This window comes from Streptomyces sp. S186 (genome assembly GCF_051603415.1).
In the GTDB taxonomy this organism is placed as follows: Bacteria; Actinomycetota; Actinomycetes; order Streptomycetales; family Streptomycetaceae; genus Streptomyces.
Window position 1 is genome coordinate 7349514 of the sequence record NZ_CP193932.1, and the last position, 21098, is coordinate 7370611.

Sequence of the window (21098 nt, forward strand, 5' to 3'; positions counted from 1 at the left end):
TGGAATGACGATGAAACGCATGCCTGGATGCCCCCGGGCGCCCTGGGCAGCCCCGGGCGCCCCCGGGCGAAATCACGGACGATCAGCCCCCGCCTTCGGCACGCAAGCGCTCGACAATTGCCCGGAAAACAAACGGATTCGGCATATTGGACGTGGTTGGCCCCAGTCTGTGCCGCTTTCCATCCAAGGTGATCACGAAAGTCTCCTCCGGATCCCCCCGCTCGATCCGCTCCATCCGCTCGACTCGCTCGATCCGCTGCACTTGCGACCAGGGCGTGGACATCTCTCCCGATCCGATCCGCTCCGAGGTCAGCCAGACGTCCCCGAAGGTGAGGCGTTCGCCCCTGTCGAGCGCGGCCAGGGCCGGCGGGAGTTGGGCATGTGTGACGGGCGTTCGCCCCTGTCGAGCGCGGCCAGGGCCGGCGGGAGTTGGGCATGTGTGACGGCCCGTCGGATCTCGCGCTCCCAGGGCTCCGCGTCCCCGTGCCCCGGTCTGCCCTCCAGCACGATCCGCTTCCGGTCGATGTCGCCCGGAACAGACCGTTCTGTCTGCGGGACTGGGAGCGGGGCCGGGACAGGGACCGAGACCGGTACGCGCCTGCCGGATAAGTGGCCAGCCGCCTGCCGAGGTGCGCACGGCCGGCCGCCGCGGAGATCCGGGCCAACAGCAGTTCCTCACCGCGGGTACGCGGCGCCGGTGGGGTCACGGCGTGGTCCCGGCGAGGCCGGCGTCGGATCCGCGCACGATCATCTCGTGCGTCCGCCTCAGCAGCCGGCTCGGCAGCACCCCCAGCTCGTCGGCCAGACGGCGGCGGGTGCGGCCGAACACGGTCAGCGCGTCCGCCTGCCGTCCGCTGAGGTACAGCGCCCGCATCAGCATCGCGGCGATCGGTTCGTTCAACGGCTGCGCCGCGGCCAGCGCCCACAGCTCGCCGACCGCCTCGGCATGCCGGCCCAGCCGCAACTGCCAGTCCAGCTTCCGCTGTACGAGGGCGATCCGGCGCTCGGCGAGCCGTAGCCGCTCCAGTTCCGCGAACGGTCCCGGCAGCCCGGCCAGCAGCTCCCCGCGGAACAGTTCCAGCGCCTGGGTGCAGACGCGGACCGCCTCGGTCAGTTCACCGGCCCGCTCGGCCGCACCGGCGGCGGTGACCAGTTCCTCCATGCGCGCCGCGTCCACCTCGACCGCGCCGGGGGCCAGCCGGTAGCCACACCGGTCGCGCTGGATCACCGACTCCGTGCCGGGCTCGACCTGAAGGACCTTCCGCAGTCGGTAGATGTACACCGGCACCACTTTTGTGAGCGGTGGCTCCATCCCCCACACACCGTCGAGGAGTTCCTCCTGGCTGACCGTCCGGTCCGGGCACAGTGCCAGCGCCGCCAGCACGGCCTGCTGGCGGAGATGCCCCAGATCCACCGGCTGTCCGTCGCGCCAGGCCCGCAGCGGCCCGAGGACGGAGATCCGCACTCGCGGTTCGCAGGCTCGGCGGGCGGCGGTCCGCTGCCTCGGGATGGCCGCCACGCGGGGGCCCCGGCCGGGCTCGACCAGCCCGCAGTCGAACGCGTGGACGATGGCGGCGGCCCGGTCGCGCAGTTCGAGTTTGGCGAGGATCCGGGCGAGGTGTGCGTCGACCGCGTTCTCGGGGAGGGCGAGCGCGGAGGCGATCTCGCCGTCCGTCAGGCCGTAGCCCACCGCCTGGAGTACCTCGCGCTCCTTGAGGGTGAGCGTGGTGACGGTCGGTCGACCGAGGGTCGCGGTCGTCGGCATTGCGGGCTCTCCTGACATGAGTCGATCGGGCGGTTGCCGTCGACGCTGCTCCCGGGGCGATGAAACGGACAGGCCAGCAGACCGGCCGTATCCGGCCGGTAGCCGCGCTAGAGTCCCTCACCTGGGGAAACACACATCGCCGGGGGAAGGCCGTGACCCGTGACCAGTGAGTTCAGCACGCTGTTGAAAAGACTGCGGCGTGAGGCGAACATGACGCAGGAGGCGCTGGCGGAGCGCGCCGGGGTGGGCGTGCGCACCATCCGCGGGCTGGAGACCGGCGAGCGCGCCGACCCTCGCGTGACCACGGTGCGGCTGCTCGCCGACGCGCTCGGGCTGCGCCCCGAGGAGCGCGAGCGGCTGCTGGCGTCCGCCGTCCGCCGGACCGCGGACGCCGACCCTCCGGAAGAACCGGGCGCCTTCGCCGAGCCGGCCGCCCCCGCCGAACCGGCCGCCACGGGCCCACAGGGTTCGCCGCTGCACGAGACCCTGGCCGATGTCGCCGAACAGGTCGCCCAGACGGTGGCCGCCCGCTGGCGCCGCGAGGAGGAGCAGCGGCAGGTCCACGACCCCTATCCACTGCCGGTGCGCTGGCGGCCGGTCGCCGAGGAACTGACCGACCACTGGGCCAACATCCGCCGGATGCCGCCCGGGAGCACCCACGACCCGCTGGACCTCAGCGGGCAACTGGACGCGATCGTGGACGTCTACCGGAAGATCCCGTCCGGGCGGCTGGTCGTGCTGGGCCGCTCGGGCTCAGGGAAGACGATCCTCACCGTGCGGTTCGTCCTGGACCACCTGAAGTCCAGGGGCCGGGCCGACGCCGTACCGGTGATCTTCAGCATCGGCTCATGGGACCCGACCGCCATCACCCTCCGGGACTGGCTGGCCGCGCAGCTGACACGGGACCACCCGGGTCTTGCCGCCCCGGGCCCCGGCGGGCCGAGCCTGGCCGCCGCACTCGTCGAGACCGGCCGCATCCTCCCCGTGCTGGACGGCTTCGACGAGATCGCCGCCGGCCTGCGCCGCCCCGCACTGGAAGCCCTCAACGCCACCACGCTGCCGCTGCTGCTGACCAGCCGTCCGTCCGAGTACGCCGCCGCGGTGGCCGAGACCGATGTGCTCACCTCCGCCGCCGCGGTGGAACTGACCGACCTCACCCTGGACGACCTGGCGGACTACCTGCCGCGCACCACCCGCAAGGCCCGCGGCCGCAACCGCTCGGCGTCCGCCTGGGACCCCGTGCTGAACGAACTGCGCGAGCGCCCGGACAGCCGGGCCGGCGCCAACCTCGCCGCGGTGCTGACCACCCCGCTGATGGTCACCCTCGCCCGCGCCGTCTACAGCAACACCCCCGACCACGACCCGTCCGCGCTGCTGGACACCCGGCGCTTCGGCACCCCCGAGGAACTGGAGGACCACCTCCTCGACAACTTCACCACCACCGTCTACCGCCCACGGCCCGACCACCGCAGCGGGCCGCTCCGCACCTGGGAACCGGAACGCGCCCGGTACTGGCTCGGCTACCTCGCCCACCACCTGAACCGGCTCGACACCCCCAACCTGGAATGGTGGCGCCTCGGCTACGGCATGCGCCGCACCACCCGCACCCTGGTGACGGCGTTGGTGATCAGCCTGGCCATCGCGCTCGTCGACGGCGTCGTCGGCACGCTCTTCGACTCCTTCGCCTTCCAACTCGTGGACGGCCTGGTGGCGGGGCTCCTCTCCGGGGTGCTGTTCGGGATCGCGTACTGGTTCATGGTCGCGGCCAGGGACGCGGCCGTGCAGCCGTCCGGCGTCCGCATGAAGATATTCGGCCGGGAGGCCAGAACCGGCCGGCGCCCCCTCCGCCGCCTGATGATCGGGGTGCTCTGCGGCCTGGTGTTCGGCGCCGGTTACGGCATCGTCCGCGGGGCGATCAACGGCGCCCTGCGCCATATCAGCCTCCCGGTCGTCGTGGTCGGCAGCCTCGGCGACGGCCTCATCTACGGCGTGATGTTCGCGCTGGCGGCCGGCCCCACCTTCGGTTTGCTGACGCTCTTCGAAACCCCCCTCGACATCCGGTCCGCCGTCAATCCCGTCAGCCTGCTGCGGACCAACGGCCGCACCGTCGCCACCCAGTTCCTCATCTGGGCCCCGACCTTCGGCCTGCTCGTCGGCTTCGGATCCATGCTCCTGGTGCGCCCCCTGTCGGTGCTGCTGGGCCCGGTTGTCTGGAACCTCACCGCCGCACTCAAACTCGGCGTCATCAGCGGGCTCGGCGGCGCCCTCGGCTACCTCTTCAGCCTGACGTCCTGGGGCCAGTGGGCGGTCTTCTCCCGCATCTGGCTGCCACTGACCGGCCGCCTGCCCTGGTCCGTCGTCGCGTTCCTTGAGGACGCCTACCAGCGAGGCGTCCTCCGCCAGGCCGGCGCCGTCTACCAGTTCCGCCACGCCCGCCTCCAACACCACCTTGCCGCGGCCTACCGCCCACAGCGGCCCGGCCCCGCGGACCGGGAACCGGCGACTCCCCATGCCCCCGACAAGCCCGACGAACACCCCGACCCTGGCGCAAGGCGCTGAAATCCCGATGAAATCCCGAGGCCAGGCCCCGGCCTCAACGTCCGGCGCTCGCCGCCAGCTTCGGCACGAAGGTGGCGGCGTCGACCGTGCCGAGTCCGGATGCCAGGTCGTAGCCCGGCGCCGCCGCGAACCCGTCGGGGCCGTTGTCCCCCTTGGTGATGTCGATGATTCCGTTACGGGGATCGGCGGCGAGCCCGTACAACTGCTGGTGGATGCCGCCGAGCCGACGCCCGGCCTGCTGGTTGGCGAGCGCCACCAGCGCCGCGAACATGGGGGCCGCCTCGCTGGTCCCGCCGACCGGCAGCCAGCCCGCGCCCGCGGGGAGAAACCCCTCGTAGACAAGGGTCCCGCCGGATGCGGAGCCGTCCATGGAGAGGTCCGGAGTACCGCGCCGCCCACCGACCACGGCCGCCACCCCGTCCTGGTAGCCGGGGCGGGCGAAGGTCTGGGAGGGGCCGCCGCCGGTGGCACCGGCCCGGTCGTGCCAGACGGTGTCCGGACCGGTCCGCCGGCCGCTTTCGTCCAGATGCAGACGGGAGCCGCCCACGGCGAGCACGCTGGGGTCGGAGGCCGGCCAGGAAACGGACCTGACCCGCTCGCCGTGCGGCCCGATGGGCGGAGCGGCACCGGAGTCGCCGGTACTGGCCGTCAGGGTGGTGCCACGTGCCACGACTCCGGCGAGCGCATCGCTGAATGAGGCCAGGTCGCGCACGGGCGCCTGGCTGTTCCCGGCGGCGGTGTACTCCTCGACGCCGAAGCTGATCGAGATCGCGTCGGGGCGGTGTCTGCGGACGCTCTGCGCGATGCCGTCGAGGATCAGCGCCGCACCGACCTTCGCCGCCTGCCTGGCCTCCCGGTCGGCCTCGGCCCTGGGGACGGGCCGGGACGTGCTGGACGTGGGGGAGGGGGACGGGGAGGCGAAGGCCCGCCTGGGCAGGCCGATCTGGGTGACGATCACCTTCGCGCCCGGCGCCAGCATGTGCACCATCTGGGTGTCGAGGGTGGTCTCCATGGCGGCGCCCACCATCTGCGGGTTGTGCGCGTCGAACGGCGCGATGTCCCCGGCCGGGGCGTACCGGTCGACGGTCAGATCCGGTGGGGGCAGATGCATGGTCGCGCTGAAGGTTTCGAGGTCCTTCTTGAGCGTGTCGGGCACGACCTCCTCGTAGACCACCACGGTGCGCCCGCGGCCGGTGAGTCCGGCGGAGTTGAGCCGGTCGACGCCGTACGCCCGGCGTACCAAGTCGGGGGTGTAGCAGGCGAAACCGAGCGTGCGACGGCAGGTGGCCTGCGACGGGACATGCCGGAACGGCCGGAGCCTGGCCCGCGGCGAGCCGGACGCCGACGGGGGCGCCGGTGAGGCGGCATCCGCCGCTGCCGAGGACACCGGACCGGCCGTCCCGGGGGCGGCGCCGCCCGCGCAGCCCGGGACGGTGGCGACCAGGGCTGCGACCGATGCCGCGGCGAGGGCACGGCGCAGACGGCGGGGACGGCGCGCGGACGCCGGGCTCGGGGTGATCACACTCCGATCATGACCACAGCGAGGTCGCGGCGCTCCTTGCACTGGTCCGTACAGGCTTGCCGCCACAACTCACCGCCTACGAACCCGCCGGTATGCCTCCACCACCGAACATCACCGCGACCTCCCGGCCCTTTGCCTGGTTCTCGGCGACATAGGGCCGCAGCTCCGCCTCATAGGCGGCGAACGCGGTCGAGTGGTCGCCGCCTGCCCGGGCCAGCTGCCGGGCCAGGGTGCGGGCGCCGATCAGTGCCTGGGAGGTGCCCATGCCGCTGGTGGGCGCGGCGCAGTACCCCGCGTCGCCGAGCAGCGCGACCCGGCCCCGCGACCACCCGTCGAGTTCGATCTGGCAGGTGGAGGAGAAGGAGAAGTCGTCCGCCGCGGTCATCGCCGCCAGCAGGCGCGGCGCTTCCCAGCCGCGCCCGGCGAACGCCTCCCGTACGGCCCGCTCCTGCTCCGCGCGGCCCCGCCGGTCCAGTTCGGGCGAGGCGCCGGCGAAGGACAGGCTGACCGTCAGGGTGTCCGGATCGGCGGCGCTGAACGCGTAGATCGCCGTGCTCCCCGTCTGGCACAGCACTCCGCTGCGGTTGAGGCCGAGGTGGTTGGCCGTGGTGAACCCGGCGCCGGACATGCCCAGGTGCCGCAGGGCGTCCGCGTGCGGGCCGAAGGCGAGCCGGCGGACCTTCGAATAGACCCCGTCCGCGCCGATGACGAGGTCGAAGCGCCGGGCCTCGGACCGCTCGAACTCGACCGCGACGCCGGAGTCGTCCTGGCTGAGCGCACTGATCGAGTCGTCGAAGACATACTCCACGTCGGCCGCGGTCACCCGGTGCAGGATCCGGGTCAGTTCCCGTTTCGGGACTTCGAGTTCGCCGGCGAACACCTCGGCCGGGAGCCGCCCGGTCTCGGCGCCCGTCGCGTCGACCAGGGTCGTGCCGCGCATCTGTGTGTCGTGCCCGCGGACCTCGCCGAGGATGCCCATCTCCTCCAGCACGTCGAACGCCGCGCCGCGGAAGTCGACCGCATACCCGGTGTCGCGCAGGCCCGGTGCGCGCTCGACCACGGTCACCTCGTAGCCGTCGCACCGCAGGAAGTAGGCCAGGGCCGGACCGGCCACGCCGGCACCCGAAATCAGAACCTTCGTCGTCGTCATGGGAACGACCGTAGACCGCTCTTGACCATTTGGTCAAACCATATGGATGAACCGATTGGGCAAGTCTTCGCTATGCTGTGCGGCATGGGAAACCGAGAGGATCTGCTGGCCGGGGCCAAACAGTGCCTGATCGAACGCGGCTGGGCCCGCACCACCGTCCGGGACATCGCCCAGGCCGCCGGGGTCAGTCATGCCGCCATCGGCTACCACTTCGGCTCCAAGGACGCGCTGCTCACCCAGGCACTGGTGCAGGCGGTCGACGAACTCGACGACGAACTCCGCGCACAGGCACCGGGGGACGAGCCGGCGGACCGCTGGCAGGCGCTGATCGACAGCTTCACCACCCACCGGGCGCTGTGGGTGGCCCAACTGGAGGCCGCGGTGCAGGCCGAGCGGTCACCCGAGGTCCGCGCCCATCTCGCCGAGGGGCAGCGCCAGGGCCGCGAGGGACTGGGCGGCTCGGTACCGCTCGCATTGTTGAGCGGACTGATGCTGCAGTGGCTGATCGACCCGGAGCACGCACCGTCCGGCCGTGACGTGGTCCACGAGCTGCGCACGCTCACCGGCGAGTCCTGACCCGCTCGCCGCCGCCGGACCGGCGTCCCCGTTGTTCTGTCGTGCGCAGGCGTTCGCTACCATCCGATAGATCGGTCAACTGCGCTCCGTGAGAGGACAGATGATGGGTGGTCAGGATCCTCTGGCGCGGGAGCACAGCGAGGCCGCCGACCCGGTCCAGCCGGGTCAGGGCGCCTCGGACACCGGGAACGGCGCAGCGGGGATCGACCGCCGCAGGTTCCTCGGCTATGTCCTGGCGGCGCCGACACTGGCCGTGGCGGCCCAACTCGGCGAAGCGGCAGCAGGATCCACGCCGGCACACGCCGCGGCCGGCTCGCTGCCCGAGTTGACGAACCTGTTCGACCTCAACGACATGCTCACCGACGCCGCGCTGCCGACGGCCGGCCTCATCACGATCCACGTCCACGCCGACGGCACCGCCTCGTTCGCGCTGCCGCGTGCCGAGGTGGGCCAGGGCATCACCACCTCCTCGGCGATGCTGATCGCCGAGGAACTCGACCTGCCGCTGGAGAAGGTCCACGTCACCCTCGCGGACGCGCGCCCGGAGCTGCTGTTCAACCAGCTCACCGGCGGTTCCAACACCACCATCTCCACCTACACGCCGATCCGGGTCGCCGCGGCGATAGCCAGGCAGCGGCTCCTGGCGGCCGCCGCCGATCTGCTCGGCGCCGAGGTCTCCGCACTGAGCACCAAGGCCGGGGTGATCAGCGCTCCGAACGGCCGGAGCGCGACCTACGGTTCGCTCGCCGGGAAGGCCGCGAGCCTGGAGACCGTACGCGTGGCCACCGACCTCAAACCGCGGTCCGCGTTCTCGGTCATCGGCACCGCACGCAACCGCGTCGACGCGCGGGAGAGCGTGACGGGTCGCAAACAGTTCGCCATGGACCTGCAGGTGCCCGGTGCCGCGCCGGCCATGGTGTGCCGGCCGCCCACGATCAACGGCACGGTGCGCTCCGTGCGGAATATCGCGACGGTGCGGGCGATGCCCGGCGTCACCGACGTCGCGACCATCTCCACCGGCGTCGCGGTACGCGCCCGGACCTTCGGACAGTGCATCGACGCGGTGCGCGCCCTTCGAGTGACCTGGGGCCCGGGAACCGCGGAACGGGCGTCCGACGACACCGTCCTGCGCGAGCTGAAGGCGGCCGAACTCCCGCTCGCCGTACCGAAGTTGAGTCACCTGGCCAAGACCGTCGAGGGCTCCTTCACCTTTCACTTCGCCAGCAACAGCGCGCTGGAGCCCAACTGCGCGGCCGCCGACGTACGGTCCGACCGGGCCGAGATCTGGGCGGCCCTGAAGTCACCGATCGTCGCCCAACAGGCGATCGCGGCCAGGCTGGGACTGCCGCAGAGCGCGGTCACGGTGCATGTCGCCGAGGGCGGTGGGTCGTTCGGCCGCAAGCTGTTCTTTGACGCCGCACTCGAAGCCGCCGAGGTCTCCAAGGCGATGGGCAAGCCGGTCAAGCTGATGTGGCACCGCACCGACGAGTTCCGGCAGGGGCGCACGCACCCGATGGCCACCTCGCGCATACGGGCGACGTACGCGCTGGGCAAGGTGCTCACCTACGAACAGCGGCACACCTCCGTCTCCACCGACTTCGGGCACGGCCTGGGGGAGATCATCACCGCCACGGCCGCCAAGCTGCCCGTGGGAGACCTCACCTTCTCCGAGACGATCTTCACGCTCACCCAGCGGACGCCCTACGACCTCGGCCTCACCACCCAGCTCCTCAACGAGGTGGACAAGGGCTTCAACACCGGCAGCATGCGCAATATCTACTCGCCCAACGTCCGGTGCGCCCAGGAACTCGTCATCGACCGGCTGGCGGACGAGATGGGCAAGGACCGCCTGGCCTTCCGCCGGCAGCTGATCAAGGACGACCGGGCCAGGGCCGTCCTGGACAAGGTCGCCGAACTCGGTGACTGGGGACGGAAGATGCCGGCCGGCACGGCCCAGGGCATCGCCGTCCACCCCGAATACCACGGCGTCGTCGCGGTCCTCGCCGAAATCGACTGCCGCCCGGAGACCACCGGGCGGCACATCCCCGACGCCTGTACGGGACCCCGCGTCACCAAGGTCGTCTGTGCCGTCGACGTCGGCCTGGCCGTCAACCCGAAGGGCCTGGAGGCGCAGATGATGGGCGGCATCATGGACGGCATCGCCCTCACGCTCACCTCGGGCCTGCACCTCAAGGACGGCGCGTTCCTGGAGGGCAGCTGGGACAACTACTTCTACACCCGGCAGTGGAACACCCCGCCCGAGCTGACGATCGTGGTCATGCCGCCGACCACCGGGAAGCCGGGCGGCGCGGGTGAGTTGGCGGTCGGCGCCGCCGCCGCAGCGGTCGCCTGCGCCTACGGCGCGGCCACCGGCACCATGCCCACCACCTTCCCCGTCAACCACTCCGGCCCGCTCGGCTTCGAGCCACTGCCGACCGTCCCCCCGATCCCGCAATCGCCGACCGACGGCCTGGACCGTGCCCACTGAAGCCGGTCCGCCGGCAGCGCACACCAGGAACGCCAGGGCCATCAGCAGCGCAAGGAGCGACCGTGCCCGAACACACCTTCATCCTCAACGGCAAGTCCGTCACGGTGGACATCGAGGACGACGTACGGCTGCTGTGGGTGCTGCGCGACGTCCTGGGCGTCACCGGGCCGAAGTACGGCTGCGGCCTCGGTGTCTGCCAGGCATGCACCAGTCACCTCAACGGCAGGGCGTTCAACCCCTGTTCGGTTCCGGTCAAGGACGTCCGGCCGGACGACGAGGTCACCACCATCGAGGGGCTGCCGGCCACCGTCGGCAAGGACCTGCACCCCATGCAGGAGGCGTGGCTGGCGTACGACGTCGCCCAGTGCGGCTACTGCCAGCCCGGCCAGATCATGGCCGCGGTCGCCAAGGTGAAGCAGGCCCGCGCCGCCGGAAGGGAGATCACCGAGGCCGACCTCGACGAGATCCGCAACGTCTGCCGCTGCGGCACCTATCACCGCATCCGCCAGGCCATCATGGAGGGCGCCAGGCACTTCTAGACGAGTGAGTCCGCGACGCGGCAGCCCCGTCGGCGAGACTGTTGCCTGGCGCCCGGAGAGCATGCGTGCGTAGCGCTCGCGTATCCGGACGGGATGCGGGCTCGGGATGCTATGCCTCGGCCACGACGAGGTAGCACGTCACCGTGGCGAGGAAGGGGCCGTGGGCGAGGTGCGCCAACCAGCGGTCGGCCTGCTCCTCGTCGAAGTATCCGGCGGCGACGGCGCGCCGGGTGGTGCGTTCCAGTCCGAGGATCCGGTCGGCGGCGCGAGCGTCCCGGAAGACCGAGGTGACGGGAACGACTGTTGGCACCGCGAAACCGCACTGGGTCGCCAGGCGGGCGAGTTGCCTGCCGATGGCCGCATTGCGTACCACCTCGTCGGCGAGGTGGCGGGTGTAGGCGCGTGTCAGCTCGCGGTCCGGGTGGTCGATGGTCAGCGTCTCCCAGTCCGGCTCGCCCATGACCAGTCGCCCGCCCGGCCGCAGAACCCGTCGGACCTCGCCGAGCGCCTGAAGGGGATCGTCGACATGCTGCAACACCCGGTCGGTGCGCGCCCGGTCGGCGGCCCGGTCGGGCAGCGCCAGGTCGTGGAGGTCGCCCAGGCGGACGTCCACCACGGGGTTGTCGGCGGTGCGCGCCCGAGCCGCGTCGACCATGGCCGGATCGCGGTCGACACCGATCACCGAACCCGTGGTGGTGGCCGCTTCGGCCAGCGTGTCGAGGTCGGTCCCGGGTCCGCAGCCGAGGTCGAGCACGGTCTGGCCGGCGCGGACATCGAGCAGGTCGAGCATGCGCTGCTTGTAGGCGCGGGCGACCTCGCTCGCGGCGAGGCGGTCGAGGTAGGCGATCTGGTCGGGCCTGGTCGTCTCGAAGGGGGATGAGGTCATGACGGCCAGTCAAGCAGGAGATTCCTCAGGCCGTGCCCGGAGTGGCTTTCTTGTCGGGGAACAGTCTGTCCAGGTAGTGATCGATGGCGGTGAGCGTGTCCTGTGGCTCGATCACCCGGAGTTCGAGGAGGGGGGTGAAACCGGTGAGGGCGAGCAGCAGATTGGTCTCGATCACCGGATCGCGGTCGGGGTGGAGGTATCCGTCGGCGATGGCCTGGCGGATCAACTGCTCGACGGCGGCGCGCCCTTGGGCGAGACCGTCGCGCGCCCGTGCGTGGATGTGCTCGTCGTGCAGTGCCTCCAGGACGAAGGCGGCGCTCATCCGGCTGGTCGCGCGGGCGTCGGCGTGCAGCGGAAGCATCTCCGTGAGCATGATGCGGAGTACGTCACGCGGGTGCGGTGGGTCGCCGAGTTCCGCCAGGCCGTGCTCGACGCGTCGGGTGGCCTGTTCGGCGGCGAAGTCCATCGCGAACGTCAGCATCGCCTCGCGGGTGGTGAAGTAGTGCTGAAGCTGCCCGTGGGACATGCCTGCTTCGCGTGCGACCTCGCGCAGCGAGAGGTGCCCGACGCCGCGCTGCTCCACTACGCGCCACAGCGCACGGGCGATGGTCTCGCGACGTTCGCGGTGGTCCACCTGTTTCGGCATGGTCGGCTTTCCTGCGGGCCTCTCGGGAACTCTTTCCCATACGGTTGGCATAGTACATTCGCCGAGGTGGGACTCACGGTCGGCGGACCGCTTTCCCAGTGACCGACGGAGGCCCCGTGTTCGCCTTGCCGCTTGATGACCGTGCCGAGCTGCGGCCCTTGGAGCCCTGGCAGGCACAGGAGTTCCTCGACCACATGGACCGCGCCCGGCCCACGGTGGACCCCTGGATTCCGTGGGCGACCCGTACCACTGACCTGGAGTCCGCGATCCAGGTCCTCCAGGGTTATGCGGACGGCCAGGCAAAGGACGGGCCGCGGATCTACGGCATCTGGCTGGAGGGCGTGCTGGTCGGCGGCGTGATGTTCACGCAGTTCGATGCGGCCCTGGGTGTCTGTGAGATCGGATGCTGGCTGGAATCGGCGGGGGAGGGGCGCGGACTGGTGCACCGGGCGAGCCGGGCACTGATCGACTGGGCCTTCCGCGAGCGCGGGATGAGTCGCGTGGAATGGCGGACCACCCCGGCCAACAAGCGCAGTATCGAGGCGGCCCGCCGGCTCGGCATGCGGCGCGACGGAGTGTTGCGCAGGCAGTTCCCGTACCGGGGAGTCCGGCATGACACCGAGGTCTGGTCCGTCCTCGCCGAGGAATGGGCGGACTGAGGCGCGCCTGCCGTGCGGCGCGCCGGCGGTGTCCGTGGCGGCCGGTTCAGTGCAAGGCGTCGCGTCGGAAGGCGTCGCGGCCCGCCGTTGGGAGGTAGCGCGGTGCCTGCCAGGCGTGCAGGCGGTGCTCCACCGCGGCGCCCAGGGACAGGAGTGCGGCGTCCTGGCGGTTGCCGGCCATCAGGAGCAGGCCCACGGGCAGCTCGTGTACGAACCCGGCGGGTACCGACAGTGACGGGTAGCCGGCTACGGCCGCGGGGGTCGAGGACGGGATGATGTCGTTGTCGCCCCGTGCGCAGTCGGTCGTCCAGGCAGGGGGGTTGGTGGGTGCGGCGATGGCGTCCAGTCGATGGGTGGCCATGGTCTCGTCGAGTGAACGGCGGGCCAGGTTCGTCAACTCCGCACGTGCCGCACGGTACTTCGGATCGGTGGTGGGCGGCGCGGCGAGGGCCTGCTCGAAGAGCTCCTGTCCGGCGAAGCAGCTCCGTTCTGCCGGGTGGGTGCGGTTGAACGCGATCAGCCCGGCGAGGTTCCGCGGTCCGCCGCGGGTGGTGAGATAGCCATCGATGTCCCGGTGGAACTCGCTGAGCAGCGTGGGGATTTCCAGTTCCGCGATGCGCTTCTGGTACGGGGGCGTCACCTCGACGACGGTGGCTCCCGCGCTCCGTAGCCGCTCCGCGGTGCGGGCAACCAACGCGTCCACCTCCGGCCCCAGTTCGGGCAGCCGCCACAGGCCGATCCGTTTGCCACGCAGTCCGCTTGTGTCACGCGGTTCGCTTGTGTCACGTAGTCCGCTGGAGCGGGTCGGTGTGTCCGGATGGCTGGCGGGCGTGCCCGGGCGCGTGGCGTCGTCATCACGGAGCGTCGCCAGGGTGAGCGCGGCATCGGTCACATTGCGGGCCATGGGGCCCGCGGTGTCCTGTTGCGCCGAGATCGGGACCACCCCGGCCTGACTGACCAGTCCCAGACTGGGTTTGTGGCCCACCACCCCGTTCATCCCGGCCGCACACACGATGGAACCGTCCGTCTCGGTGCCGATCGCCACCTGCGCCAACGACGCGGCCAGCGCGGCGGCCGAACCGGCGGACGAGCCGCAGGGATTGCGGTCCAGCACGTACGGGTTGTGGGTTTGCCCGCCCACCGCCGACCATCCCGAAGTCGGCTTTGTGGAGCGGAAGTTCGCCCATTCGGACAGATTGGTCTTGCCGAGGATCACCGCGCCCGCCTCCCGCAGTCGGACCACCAGCGCCGCGTCGCGGTGTGGCGGGCGGCCGGCCAGTGCCAGCGACCCGGCACTGGTGGGCATATCGCGGGTGTCCACGTTGTCCTTGAGCAGGACGGGGATGCCGTCGAGTGGGCCGCGGGTCGCACCGTGCCGGTGTCTGGCGTCGCTGGCGGCTGCCTGGCGCAGCGCCGCCGGGTCGGTGCGCAGCACCGCATGGACCTTCGGATCGACGGCCTGGATCCGCCGCAGATAGGCGGCGGTCAGTGCCTGGGAGGTCAGCGCTCCGTCCGCCATACGTGCCTGGAGTTGCGGAATCGTCACGGTGTCGAGATCGACGCCCAGGCGAGTCGACTCCGCACGCGTCGACAACGGACTTGTGGGTGTACGGCCCGCCGGTGGTGGACCTCCAGTGCCGGCGCCGGCCCCGGTCGCGTCTGCGGATGAATCCGGCGCGGCCGCGCACAGCGAGCCCGTGACCAGGACGGCAACCAGTGCGGCCGCCGCCCGAATACTCCGCTTTCTCATGCTCCGCATGCTCCTCATGAGGGGCAGCGCACTACGGGCCGGCGGGCCGGCACAAGGGACTTTCACGCGACTTTCACGCCGTGGCGGCTTGCAGGGCGCCCGGTGCTGCCGCGGTGGCCCCGTCCGACGCTCAGCCGGGCGGACGGGTGCGGGATACTGTTCCCCCGTAATTGCCGGCACGGGTGGGGGTACGGGTGCGACCGCTGGCGAAGGGCGATCCGCGACAGATCGGGCCGTTCCGGATCATTGGGCTGCTCGGCGGCGGCGGAATGGGCCGGGTCTATCTCGGCCGCGCGGGGGACGGGCGGACCGTGGCGGTGAAGACCGCACGCTCCGAACTCGCCGACGACCCCGGCTTCCGCAAGCGCTTCGCCCGTGAGGTGGCCGCGGCCGGGCGGGTCGGGGGACCGTTCGTGGCGCCGGTGGTCGATGCCGCGCCGCAGGACGACGTGCCGTGGATGGCGACCGAGTACGTGCCGGGCGTCCCCTTGAGTTCCGCGGTGCACGACGTGGGACCGTTGGCCGAGCGCACCGTGTGGCTGCTGACGGCCGGCCTGCTCCAGGCGCTGTCGGCGGTGCATGCGCACGGCCTGGTGCACCGCGATCTCAAGCCGTCCAACATCCTGCTCACCGCCACCGGCCCCCGCGTCATCGACTTCGGCATCGCGCACTCCGCGGCGGACACCGCGCTGACGGCGACCGGCACCGCCCTCGGCACCCCGGGGTTCATGGCCCCCGAACAGCTCGTGATGAGCGGACCCGACATCACGGGCGCCGCGGATGTCTTCGCGCTCGGTGGCGTGATCGTCTACGCGGCGACCGGCGACGGCCCGTACGGCAACGCCGAGCCGCAGGTGCTGATGTACCGCACCGTGCACGAACAGCCGCAGTTCGGTCAACTCCCGGTGAAACTTGGTGGGTTGGCGGCATCGTGCCTGGCGAAGGACCCGGCGCGGCGACCGGCCCTCCCCGAGCTCGTCGCGCGGGTCGGCGCACCGGGCCCGTACGACGACTGGCTGCCGGACCCCCTCGCCGGGCAGCTGCACCGCCTGTCCGCACAGCTCGGCGACCCCAGATCCCACGACAGATCCCACGACACCTCCCCCGCGGGCCCGTCGGCCGCAGAGCCCGCCGGCGCCGCCTTCGACCTCGGCGCGCTGCCGACCCGCACGATGGCCGATCCCCCGAAGTCCCCGTCGCCCACCGCCCCACCGCAGGTCCCCACGCGCCCCGGTCCGCTGCCTGGGACGTACGGCCCGCCCGCGCCCTCGGGCCCGAGCCGTCGCCGTGTGCTTGCGGCGCTGTCCCTCGCCGGTGTCGCGGCCGGTGGCGGGGCGCTGGCCTGGACGCTGTGGCCGGAGGGCGGGAAGGCGGGCACGGGTGGCGGGGGTGCGGCGGGCAAGCCCGGCGGGGGCGCGAAACCGTCCGGCCGGTTGCCGCAGGCGATCGCGGACAAGGGCATCATCACCGTCGGCTCCGATATCGCCTATGCGCCGATGGAGTTCCTCAGCGACGGCAAGCCCGCCGGCCTCGACGTCGATCTGGCCGACGCCCTCGGCCGTGAGCTGGGCGTCCGCTGCACGTTCCGGAACGCGACCTTCGACTCCCTGCTCGCCGGCCTCGGCCAGGGCCGGTTCGACCTGGTCATCTCGGCGATGGTCGACACCAAGGACCGCCAGGGCGGGCAGGCGAGCGGGGCGAAGACCGGGGGAGGGGTCGACCTGATCGACTACTTCCAGGCGGGGCTGTCGCTCGTCGTGCGCAAGGGCAATCCGGACCACCTCGGCAAACTGGAGGACGTGTCGGGCAAGCCGGTTGCGGTTCAGCGCGGCTCCGCGGCCGAGAACTACCTCGACGAACTGAGCCGGCGGCTCCCCGCGCAGCCGACGCTCCGGAAATTCGACTCGACGGCCGAGGTCTACGACGATGTCGCCCAGCGCCGTTCCCTCGCCTGCCTCGACGACTTCCCGGTCGCGGCCTACACCGCGGCGACCCACACGGGCGGCGGCGCCTTCCAACTCGTCGGCGGACAGATCGATTCCGTCCCCTACGGCATCGCCGTCGCCAAGACCGGTACGGCACTGCGCGACGCCGTGCGCGAGGCACTCGACCGACTCATCCGGACCGGCGCCTACGCGAAGATCCTCCAGCGGTGGCACCTTCAGGACGGCGCGGTGGAGCGAGCCGTCGTCAACGGCGGACGGTAGGGCGTCCCTCCCCCCTCTCCCATGGGGCTCTCCTCTCCCATGGGGTTATTGGGCGGTTCTCCCGTGGGGTTATTGAGCGGTGGCGAAATCCTGCGTCCAGTAGTCGCCGGGCTGGGCGAGGCCGATGCCGGTCTCCTTGAACGAGCAGTCGAGGATGTTGCGCTTGTGTCCGGGGCTCGACATCCAGCCGGCCAGCACGCTCTCCGGGGTGGCGTATCCGTAGGCGACGTTCTCGCCGTAGCTGTTCCAGTTGTAGCCGGCGCCCTTGATCCGGGCGCCCGGGTCGGAGCCGTCGGATCCGGTATGTGACATATTGCGGTGGTCTGCCATGTCCTTGCTGTGGTCTTGGGCGGCTTTTGCCAGTTTTGCATTGACGGTCAGCGGGGCGCAGCCGGCCTTGCTGCGCTCCTTGTTGACCAGCTCCACCACACGGGCCGTGTCGACGGAGGCGGGGGCGGCGGAAGCCGCCATGGCGACGGAGGGGACACCCAGGGCGGCTACGGCGAGGGCGGCAAGCGTCAGCCGCCGGTGGTTGCTCTTCCTACGGTGCTTCTTCATGCCTGACCTCACTCGCTCGTTGCGCCGATGGCCGACATTCTGGGAAGTGCCGGCAGGGCGAGCAATGGGCACTACTACTAAACGGGACAGTTGATCCTTTGCCTCTTGCGGTGTGCGGGTGATCGTGCTGCCTCGCTCCGCGCGGCTTCGTATGCGTCTGGCACGACGTCAGGGGCGTGGACTCCGCTGGTGAACGACCGAAGCGGAGCGGCGGGCCGACCGCCGAGGCCCCGGGCGCACCTCATCGCCAGATCAAGCCGGACAAATTCTCATTTGTCGCCGCGGTGGTCACTACTAGGCACGATAGTTTCCGGCGTGCGCCGGTATGACGGATGTCACGGATGTGGGTTGTGGCGGCGGGCGCCCGGAACGGCAGCCGGAGGCGTGCGCCTTCGTCGACAAGCGCCTTCGTGGACAAGTGGCCCGTCCGGCCTTGGCGGGCCATCCGCCGCGCGGTAGTTTCTCTTCGATATCGACGACGGAGAAGCGGAAGCCGGTGGGACTCCGGCACGGTCGCGCCACTGTGTGCGGGACGCCTCGGGCGTCGCGTGAGTCAGACCCGCGGCCGTCGTCTTGTGCACCACCGAAATGGGACGCGAACTCCCAGAAGGAGGCTCTGCCATGGCGCAGACCATCGCCCGGCCGTCCGTCACCACCTCCGCCGCCCCCGTCACGCTGCCGCTGAAGGCGATCGCCCCGTGGGCGGTGTTCTTCGGCATCCTGATGCTGGTCCTGCTGTACTTCGTCGGCGCCGAGCAGGGCGCCACCTCCGTGTTCCAGGGCACCGACGTGCACGAGTGGGTGCACGACGCCCGCCACCTGCTCGGTTTCCCCTGCCACTGACACACACGGGGACGCCGCACATCATGAACTCCGCAACGGTCCGAAACCTGCTCGTACGAGGCATGCTCGCCGGCCTGGCCGCCGGCGGGCTCGCCCTCGTCGTCGCCTACTTCCTCGGCGAACCGAACGTCAACGGCGCCATCGGTTTCGAGGCGGCCCACTCCCACGAACACGAGATGGAGGTCGTCTCCCGCTCGCTGCAGTCCACCGCCGGCCTGGCCACCGGCGTCCTGGTCTACGGAATCGCCTTCGGCGGCATCGCCGCCCTCGCCTACTGCTTCGCCCTGGGCCGGGTGGGGCGGTTCGGTCCGCGGGCGACCGCGCTGCTGCTGTCGGGCTGCGCGCTGCTGGCCGGCTACGTGGTCCCGTTCCTGAAGTACCCGGCCAACCCGCCCTCGGTCGGGGAACCGGACACCATCGGCAAGCGCACCACGCTGTACTTCCTGATGATGCTGCTCGGCGTCCTGCTGGCGATCGGCGCCACGATGCTGGGCAAGCGCCTCGCGCCCGGGTTGGGCACCTGGTGGGCGACGGTGGTGGCGGTGGCCGCGTTCGTCGTCGTGGTCGGGTTGGCGTATGCGGTGCTGCCGGTCGTCAACGAGGTGCCGAAGGACTTCCCGGCCACGCTGCTGTGGCGGTTCCGGCTCTCGGCACTGGCCATCCAGACCGTCCTGTGGAGCGGATTCGGCCTGCTCTTCGGGGAGTTGGCCGAACGGCAGCTGAACCCTGAGCCGGTGTCGGAGGCGACGGCGCCGGGCGTATCCGCCGCGCACTGAGTCCCTAGGCACCGCGAGGGCATGCGGACCGTGCGGCCGGGCATCCCTATGCCTCGGTCGCCGGCTCCGCCTCGGCTGCGAGGGCACGTCCCAGCCGCAGGTTCCAGCGCCCGGACCGTCCGGTGAGCTCGGTGGCCGCGAGCGGAGGCACGTCGAGCCGCCAGAACGCCGTCTCCGGCGCGCCCAGCACGTGCAGCACCGCGGCCCGTACGACCTCCGGTTCGACCACGGCGAGCGTCCGTCCGTCGGTCCCACCACAGTCGTCCAGCCACCGCGTGACCCGCTCGCACAGGTCCCGTACCGACTCGCCGCCGTGCGGTGCCGCGCCGGGATCGGCCAGCCACCGGGCGACCGCGTCCGGCTCGGCGGCGCCCACCTCGTCGAGGGTGCGGCCCGTCCAGCGGCCCACGTTCAGGCCGGACAGTTCGGATGGTTCGGACCGTTCCTGGGCCGCCGAGGCGTCGAGGCCGAGTGCCGAGGCCGTCTCCCGGCAGCGCACGCTGGGGGAGACGCGGACCCGCGCGGCGGTCGGCAGGGAACCGGCCGCCGCGCGGGCCCGGGCCGCCCCGCCGTCGTCGAGCGACGAGCCGTCGTCGAAGCGGGCCTGCCGCAGCGATGCGCTGATCGCCGGCGAGATGAGGGTGAGGCGGCTGGTCACGCGGTCGTTCCTCCTGCTGCTGCGGGCGTGGGGTGGTGTCCCGCCACGGGATACGGCACATGGTGCGCCGGCGCGGTGAGCGGGGAGCGCCGCCGGGCCGTCGCGCCTCCGAATCTACGGTGTCGCCGCGCGGGGCGGCCATGCCTGAGGAGCGAGGATGCCCAGGACGTAGGCGCGGGCGACCAGGGCGCAGCGGGTCGGGGCGTCCAGCAGGTCCCGGAGGCGGCTGAGGTGGTAGTCGACGGTCTGCCGGGACAGGTGGAGCCGGGTGGCGATCTCGGCGTTGCTGCGGCCGGTCGCGAGCAGGGAGAGGATGCGGACCTGGCTGGCGGTGAGCGGCGGGTGCGGCTCGTGGGCGAGTGCCTGGTGGGTGACCACGGCCCAGACACCGACGGCGCGGGACCTGCCGCGGCCCACCGTCGTCAGGTGCAGACGGGCGCGGCGCTGCCGGCCGCGGCCGTCGAGGAGGACGGCGGAGGTCTGGAGGCGGCGGTGGCGGCGGGTGATCAGGGCGCGCCAGTCCCGTTCCAGCGCCGGTAGTTGCGAGTCGGGGGCGAGCAGGGTGTCGGCCCGGCTGCCGACGAGTTCCGAGAGGCGGGTGCCGAGCAGTTCGGCGGCGGCCGCGCTGGCCTGGAGGATCCGTCCGCCGGCGGAGAGCAGGGCGCACGGCAGTCCGCTGTGGTCGCGCAGCGCGCAGAGGCTGTCCTCCGCCTCCCGGCGCTGGTGCAGGGCGCGGGTGTAGTCGCTGATGTCGATATAGATTCCGGCCACACAGGTCTCGGTGCCCTCGCGGACCGGGAAGCGGTGCCCGGCCGCGTGGCCGCTGGTGCCGTCGGCGCGGTGGTAGGTGAGGGTGTGCCGGACCGGTGTGCCGCGGGCGAGCACGTCCTGGTCCAGTGCCAGTACCCGGTCGGCGTCGACCGGGGCGTCGACGTCGCGGACGTACTTGCCGATGACGTGCTCGGGCGTGGTGCCGTAGAGGTGGGCGTAGGCGTGGTTGGCCCAGCGGTAGCGGCCGGCGGCGTCCCGGATGAAGGCGGCGGCGGGGGCGAGGTCGGCGAAGGCGTCGAAGCGGCGGCCGGTGGTCTCGGCCGGGGCGACCTCGACGGCCACTCCGCGGGTGCGGTCCGGACGGGGGGCGTCCAGGGGCCAGTTCACGTCGAAGAGCCGGCCGTCGAACCGTGCCTGGCGGTGCGGGTTCCCCGGCGCGGCGGAGGGCGCGGGCGGCTCCCGGCGCAGGGCGTCCAGGAAGCGCTGGGCGGTGCCGGCGTCGTCGAAGGCCCCTCCGCCGCTGTCGATCACCCGGAGGTCGCGGTCGGCCTCCCACCAGGACACCGGGAGGTGTTCAAGCAGTGACTTCAGACCGGTCTCGTCCACGACTGCCTCTCTGTGCGGAGGAGTTGGCGGGGTGTGCCCGCGGCGGCGGTCTGCGGCCGCCCGCACGGGCATCCGTGGCATCCGTATCCCCGGCCCGCATGGCGTATGCCCGGTTCTCGGCCGATCTGACGCGCCTTCT

The 21098-nt window shown here is 71.7% G+C and carries 18 protein-coding genes and 1 riboswitch; of the genes, 8 read left to right on the forward strand and 10 right to left on the reverse strand.

Annotated elements, in window-relative coordinates:
- Positions 1 to 82 precede the first annotated feature (82 nt).
- Both ACRAS8_RS31795 and ACRAS8_RS31800 read right to left on the reverse strand, forming a co-directional pair.
- On the reverse strand, positions 83 to 283 hold the full coding sequence (locus ACRAS8_RS31795) for a hypothetical protein (RefSeq protein WP_438489433.1): 201 nt from the start codon (positions 281 to 283) through the stop codon (positions 83 to 85).
- Between the two features lie 420 nt (positions 284 to 703).
- Positions 704 to 1765, reverse strand: a complete 1062-nt coding sequence (locus ACRAS8_RS31800) for a BTAD domain-containing putative transcriptional regulator (RefSeq protein ID WP_438489434.1) — start codon at positions 1763 to 1765, stop codon at positions 704 to 706.
- A gap of 159 nt (positions 1766 to 1924) precedes the next feature.
- Between ACRAS8_RS31800 and ACRAS8_RS31805 the strand changes: the two genes are divergently transcribed.
- Complete coding sequence (locus ACRAS8_RS31805) at positions 1925 to 4324, forward strand: helix-turn-helix domain-containing protein (protein WP_438489435.1); 2400 nt, start codon at positions 1925 to 1927, stop codon at positions 4322 to 4324.
- A 34-nt stretch (positions 4325 to 4358) separates the two neighbouring features.
- Here the strand turns inward: ACRAS8_RS31805 and ACRAS8_RS31810 are convergent, their stop codons facing one another.
- Both ACRAS8_RS31810 and ACRAS8_RS31815 read right to left on the reverse strand, forming a co-directional pair.
- Complete coding sequence (locus ACRAS8_RS31810; protein ID WP_438489436.1) at positions 4359 to 5846, reverse strand: S53 family peptidase; 1488 nt, start codon at positions 5844 to 5846, stop codon at positions 4359 to 4361.
- Between the two features lie 76 nt (positions 5847 to 5922).
- Positions 5923 to 6996, reverse strand: a complete 1074-nt coding sequence (locus ACRAS8_RS31815) for an FAD-dependent monooxygenase (RefSeq protein ID WP_438489437.1) — start codon at positions 6994 to 6996, stop codon at positions 5923 to 5925.
- An 84-nt stretch (positions 6997 to 7080) separates the two neighbouring features.
- On the opposite strand from ACRAS8_RS31815, the gene ACRAS8_RS31820 reads away from it, so the two are divergent.
- From ACRAS8_RS31820 to ACRAS8_RS31830, 3 genes are all read left to right on the forward strand, one after another.
- Positions 7081 to 7572, forward strand: coding sequence for a TetR/AcrR family transcriptional regulator (locus ACRAS8_RS31820; RefSeq protein ID WP_438489438.1), 492 nt, complete (start codon positions 7081 to 7083; stop codon positions 7570 to 7572).
- Between the two features lie 100 nt (positions 7573 to 7672).
- Positions 7673 to 10060: a molybdopterin cofactor-binding domain-containing protein gene (locus ACRAS8_RS31825; RefSeq protein ID WP_438490659.1), complete on the forward strand. Its 2388-nt coding sequence runs from the start codon at positions 7673 to 7675 to the stop codon at positions 10058 to 10060.
- Positions 10061 to 10122: 62 nt separating this feature from the next.
- A complete protein-coding gene (locus ACRAS8_RS31830) occupies positions 10123 to 10599 on the forward strand; it encodes a (2Fe-2S)-binding protein (protein ID WP_438489439.1) in 477 nt (158 codons plus the stop codon).
- A gap of 109 nt (positions 10600 to 10708) precedes the next feature.
- Here the strand turns inward: ACRAS8_RS31830 and ACRAS8_RS31835 are convergent, their stop codons facing one another.
- Together ACRAS8_RS31835 and ACRAS8_RS31840 are read right to left on the reverse strand one after the other, a co-directional pair.
- Positions 10709 to 11485 (reverse strand): methyltransferase domain-containing protein, encoded by a 777-nt coding sequence (locus ACRAS8_RS31835; protein ID WP_438489440.1) that lies wholly within the window; start codon positions 11483 to 11485, stop codon positions 10709 to 10711.
- Between the two features lie 25 nt (positions 11486 to 11510).
- Positions 11511 to 12131, reverse strand: a complete 621-nt coding sequence (locus ACRAS8_RS31840; RefSeq protein WP_438489441.1) for a TetR/AcrR family transcriptional regulator — start codon at positions 12129 to 12131, stop codon at positions 11511 to 11513.
- Positions 12132 to 12247: 116 nt separating this feature from the next.
- Here ACRAS8_RS31840 and ACRAS8_RS31845 point away from each other — a divergent pair, with 116 nt between their 5' ends.
- Positions 12248 to 12790 carry a GNAT family N-acetyltransferase gene (locus tag ACRAS8_RS31845; protein WP_438489442.1) on the forward strand — a complete coding sequence of 181 codons (543 nt, stop codon included), beginning with the start codon at positions 12248 to 12250 and terminating at the stop codon, positions 12788 to 12790.
- 46 nt (positions 12791 to 12836) lie between these two features.
- Here ACRAS8_RS31845 and ACRAS8_RS31850 read toward each other — a convergent pair whose 3' ends face one another.
- Positions 12837 to 14540: an amidase gene (locus ACRAS8_RS31850; RefSeq protein ID WP_438489443.1), complete on the reverse strand. Its 1704-nt coding sequence runs from the start codon at positions 14538 to 14540 to the stop codon at positions 12837 to 12839.
- 194 nt (positions 14541 to 14734) lie between these two features.
- Between ACRAS8_RS31850 and ACRAS8_RS31855 the strand changes: the two genes are divergently transcribed.
- Positions 14735 to 16747, forward strand: a complete 2013-nt coding sequence (locus ACRAS8_RS31855; RefSeq protein WP_438489444.1) for a protein kinase domain-containing protein — start codon at positions 14735 to 14737, stop codon at positions 16745 to 16747.
- Positions 16748 to 16816: 69 nt separating this feature from the next.
- Here the strand turns inward: ACRAS8_RS31855 and ACRAS8_RS31860 are convergent, their stop codons facing one another.
- Positions 16817 to 17305: a CAP domain-containing protein gene (locus ACRAS8_RS31860; RefSeq protein ID WP_438489445.1), complete on the reverse strand. Its 489-nt coding sequence runs from the start codon at positions 17303 to 17305 to the stop codon at positions 16817 to 16819.
- Positions 17306 to 17745: 440 nt separating this feature from the next.
- Positions 17746 to 17888: riboswitch (cobalamin riboswitch) on the forward strand.
- A gap of 38 nt (positions 17889 to 17926) precedes the next feature.
- On the opposite strand from ACRAS8_RS31860, the gene ACRAS8_RS31865 reads away from it, so the two are divergent.
- Both ACRAS8_RS31865 and ACRAS8_RS31870 read left to right on the forward strand, forming a co-directional pair.
- Positions 17927 to 18148, forward strand: coding sequence for a CbtB domain-containing protein (locus ACRAS8_RS31865; RefSeq protein ID WP_438489446.1), 222 nt, complete (start codon positions 17927 to 17929; stop codon positions 18146 to 18148).
- Between the two features lie 23 nt (positions 18149 to 18171).
- Positions 18172 to 18924, forward strand: coding sequence for a CbtA family protein (locus ACRAS8_RS31870; protein ID WP_438489447.1), 753 nt, complete (start codon positions 18172 to 18174; stop codon positions 18922 to 18924).
- A gap of 46 nt (positions 18925 to 18970) precedes the next feature.
- Here the strand turns inward: ACRAS8_RS31870 and ACRAS8_RS31875 are convergent, their stop codons facing one another.
- Both ACRAS8_RS31875 and ACRAS8_RS31880 read right to left on the reverse strand, forming a co-directional pair.
- A complete protein-coding gene (locus ACRAS8_RS31875) occupies positions 18971 to 19582 on the reverse strand; it encodes a histidine phosphatase family protein (RefSeq protein ID WP_438489448.1) in 612 nt (203 codons plus the stop codon).
- A 114-nt stretch (positions 19583 to 19696) separates the two neighbouring features.
- On the reverse strand, positions 19697 to 20959 hold the full coding sequence (locus ACRAS8_RS31880) for a PAS domain-containing protein (protein WP_438489449.1): 1263 nt from the start codon (positions 20957 to 20959) through the stop codon (positions 19697 to 19699).
- Between the last annotated feature and the right edge of the window lie 139 nt (positions 20960 to 21098).

Bases quoted from the DNA above. Each gene is read 5' to 3' on its own strand.
- ACRAS8_RS31850 (WP_438489443.1), bottom strand. From the start codon at position 14,540: ATGAGAAAGCGGAGTATTCGGGCGGCGGCCGCACTGGTTGCCGTCCTG.
- ACRAS8_RS31800 (WP_438489434.1), bottom strand. From the start codon at position 1,765: ATGCCGACGACCGCGACCCTCGGTCGACCGACCGTCACCACGCTCACC.
- ACRAS8_RS31840 (WP_438489441.1), bottom strand. From the start codon at position 12,131: ATGCCGAAACAGGTGGACCACCGCGAACGTCGCGAGACCATCGCCCGT.
- ACRAS8_RS31860 (WP_438489445.1), bottom strand. From the start codon at position 17,305: ATGAAGAAGCACCGTAGGAAGAGCAACCACCGGCGGCTGACGCTTGCC.
- ACRAS8_RS31825 (WP_438490659.1), top strand. From the start codon at position 7,673: ATGATGGGTGGTCAGGATCCTCTGGCGCGGGAGCACAGCGAGGCCGCC.
- ACRAS8_RS31870 (WP_438489447.1), top strand. From the start codon at position 18,172: ATGAACTCCGCAACGGTCCGAAACCTGCTCGTACGAGGCATGCTCGCC.
- ACRAS8_RS31815 (WP_438489437.1), bottom strand. From the start codon at position 6,996: ATGACGACGACGAAGGTTCTGATTTCGGGTGCCGGCGTGGCCGGTCCG.
- ACRAS8_RS31865 (WP_438489446.1), top strand. From the start codon at position 17,927: ATGGCGCAGACCATCGCCCGGCCGTCCGTCACCACCTCCGCCGCCCCC.
- ACRAS8_RS31795 (WP_438489433.1), bottom strand. From the start codon at position 283: ATGTCCACGCCCTGGTCGCAAGTGCAGCGGATCGAGCGAGTCGAGCGG.
- ACRAS8_RS31835 (WP_438489440.1), bottom strand. From the start codon at position 11,485: ATGACCTCATCCCCCTTCGAGACGACCAGGCCCGACCAGATCGCCTAC.
- ACRAS8_RS31820 (WP_438489438.1), top strand. From the start codon at position 7,081: ATGGGAAACCGAGAGGATCTGCTGGCCGGGGCCAAACAGTGCCTGATC.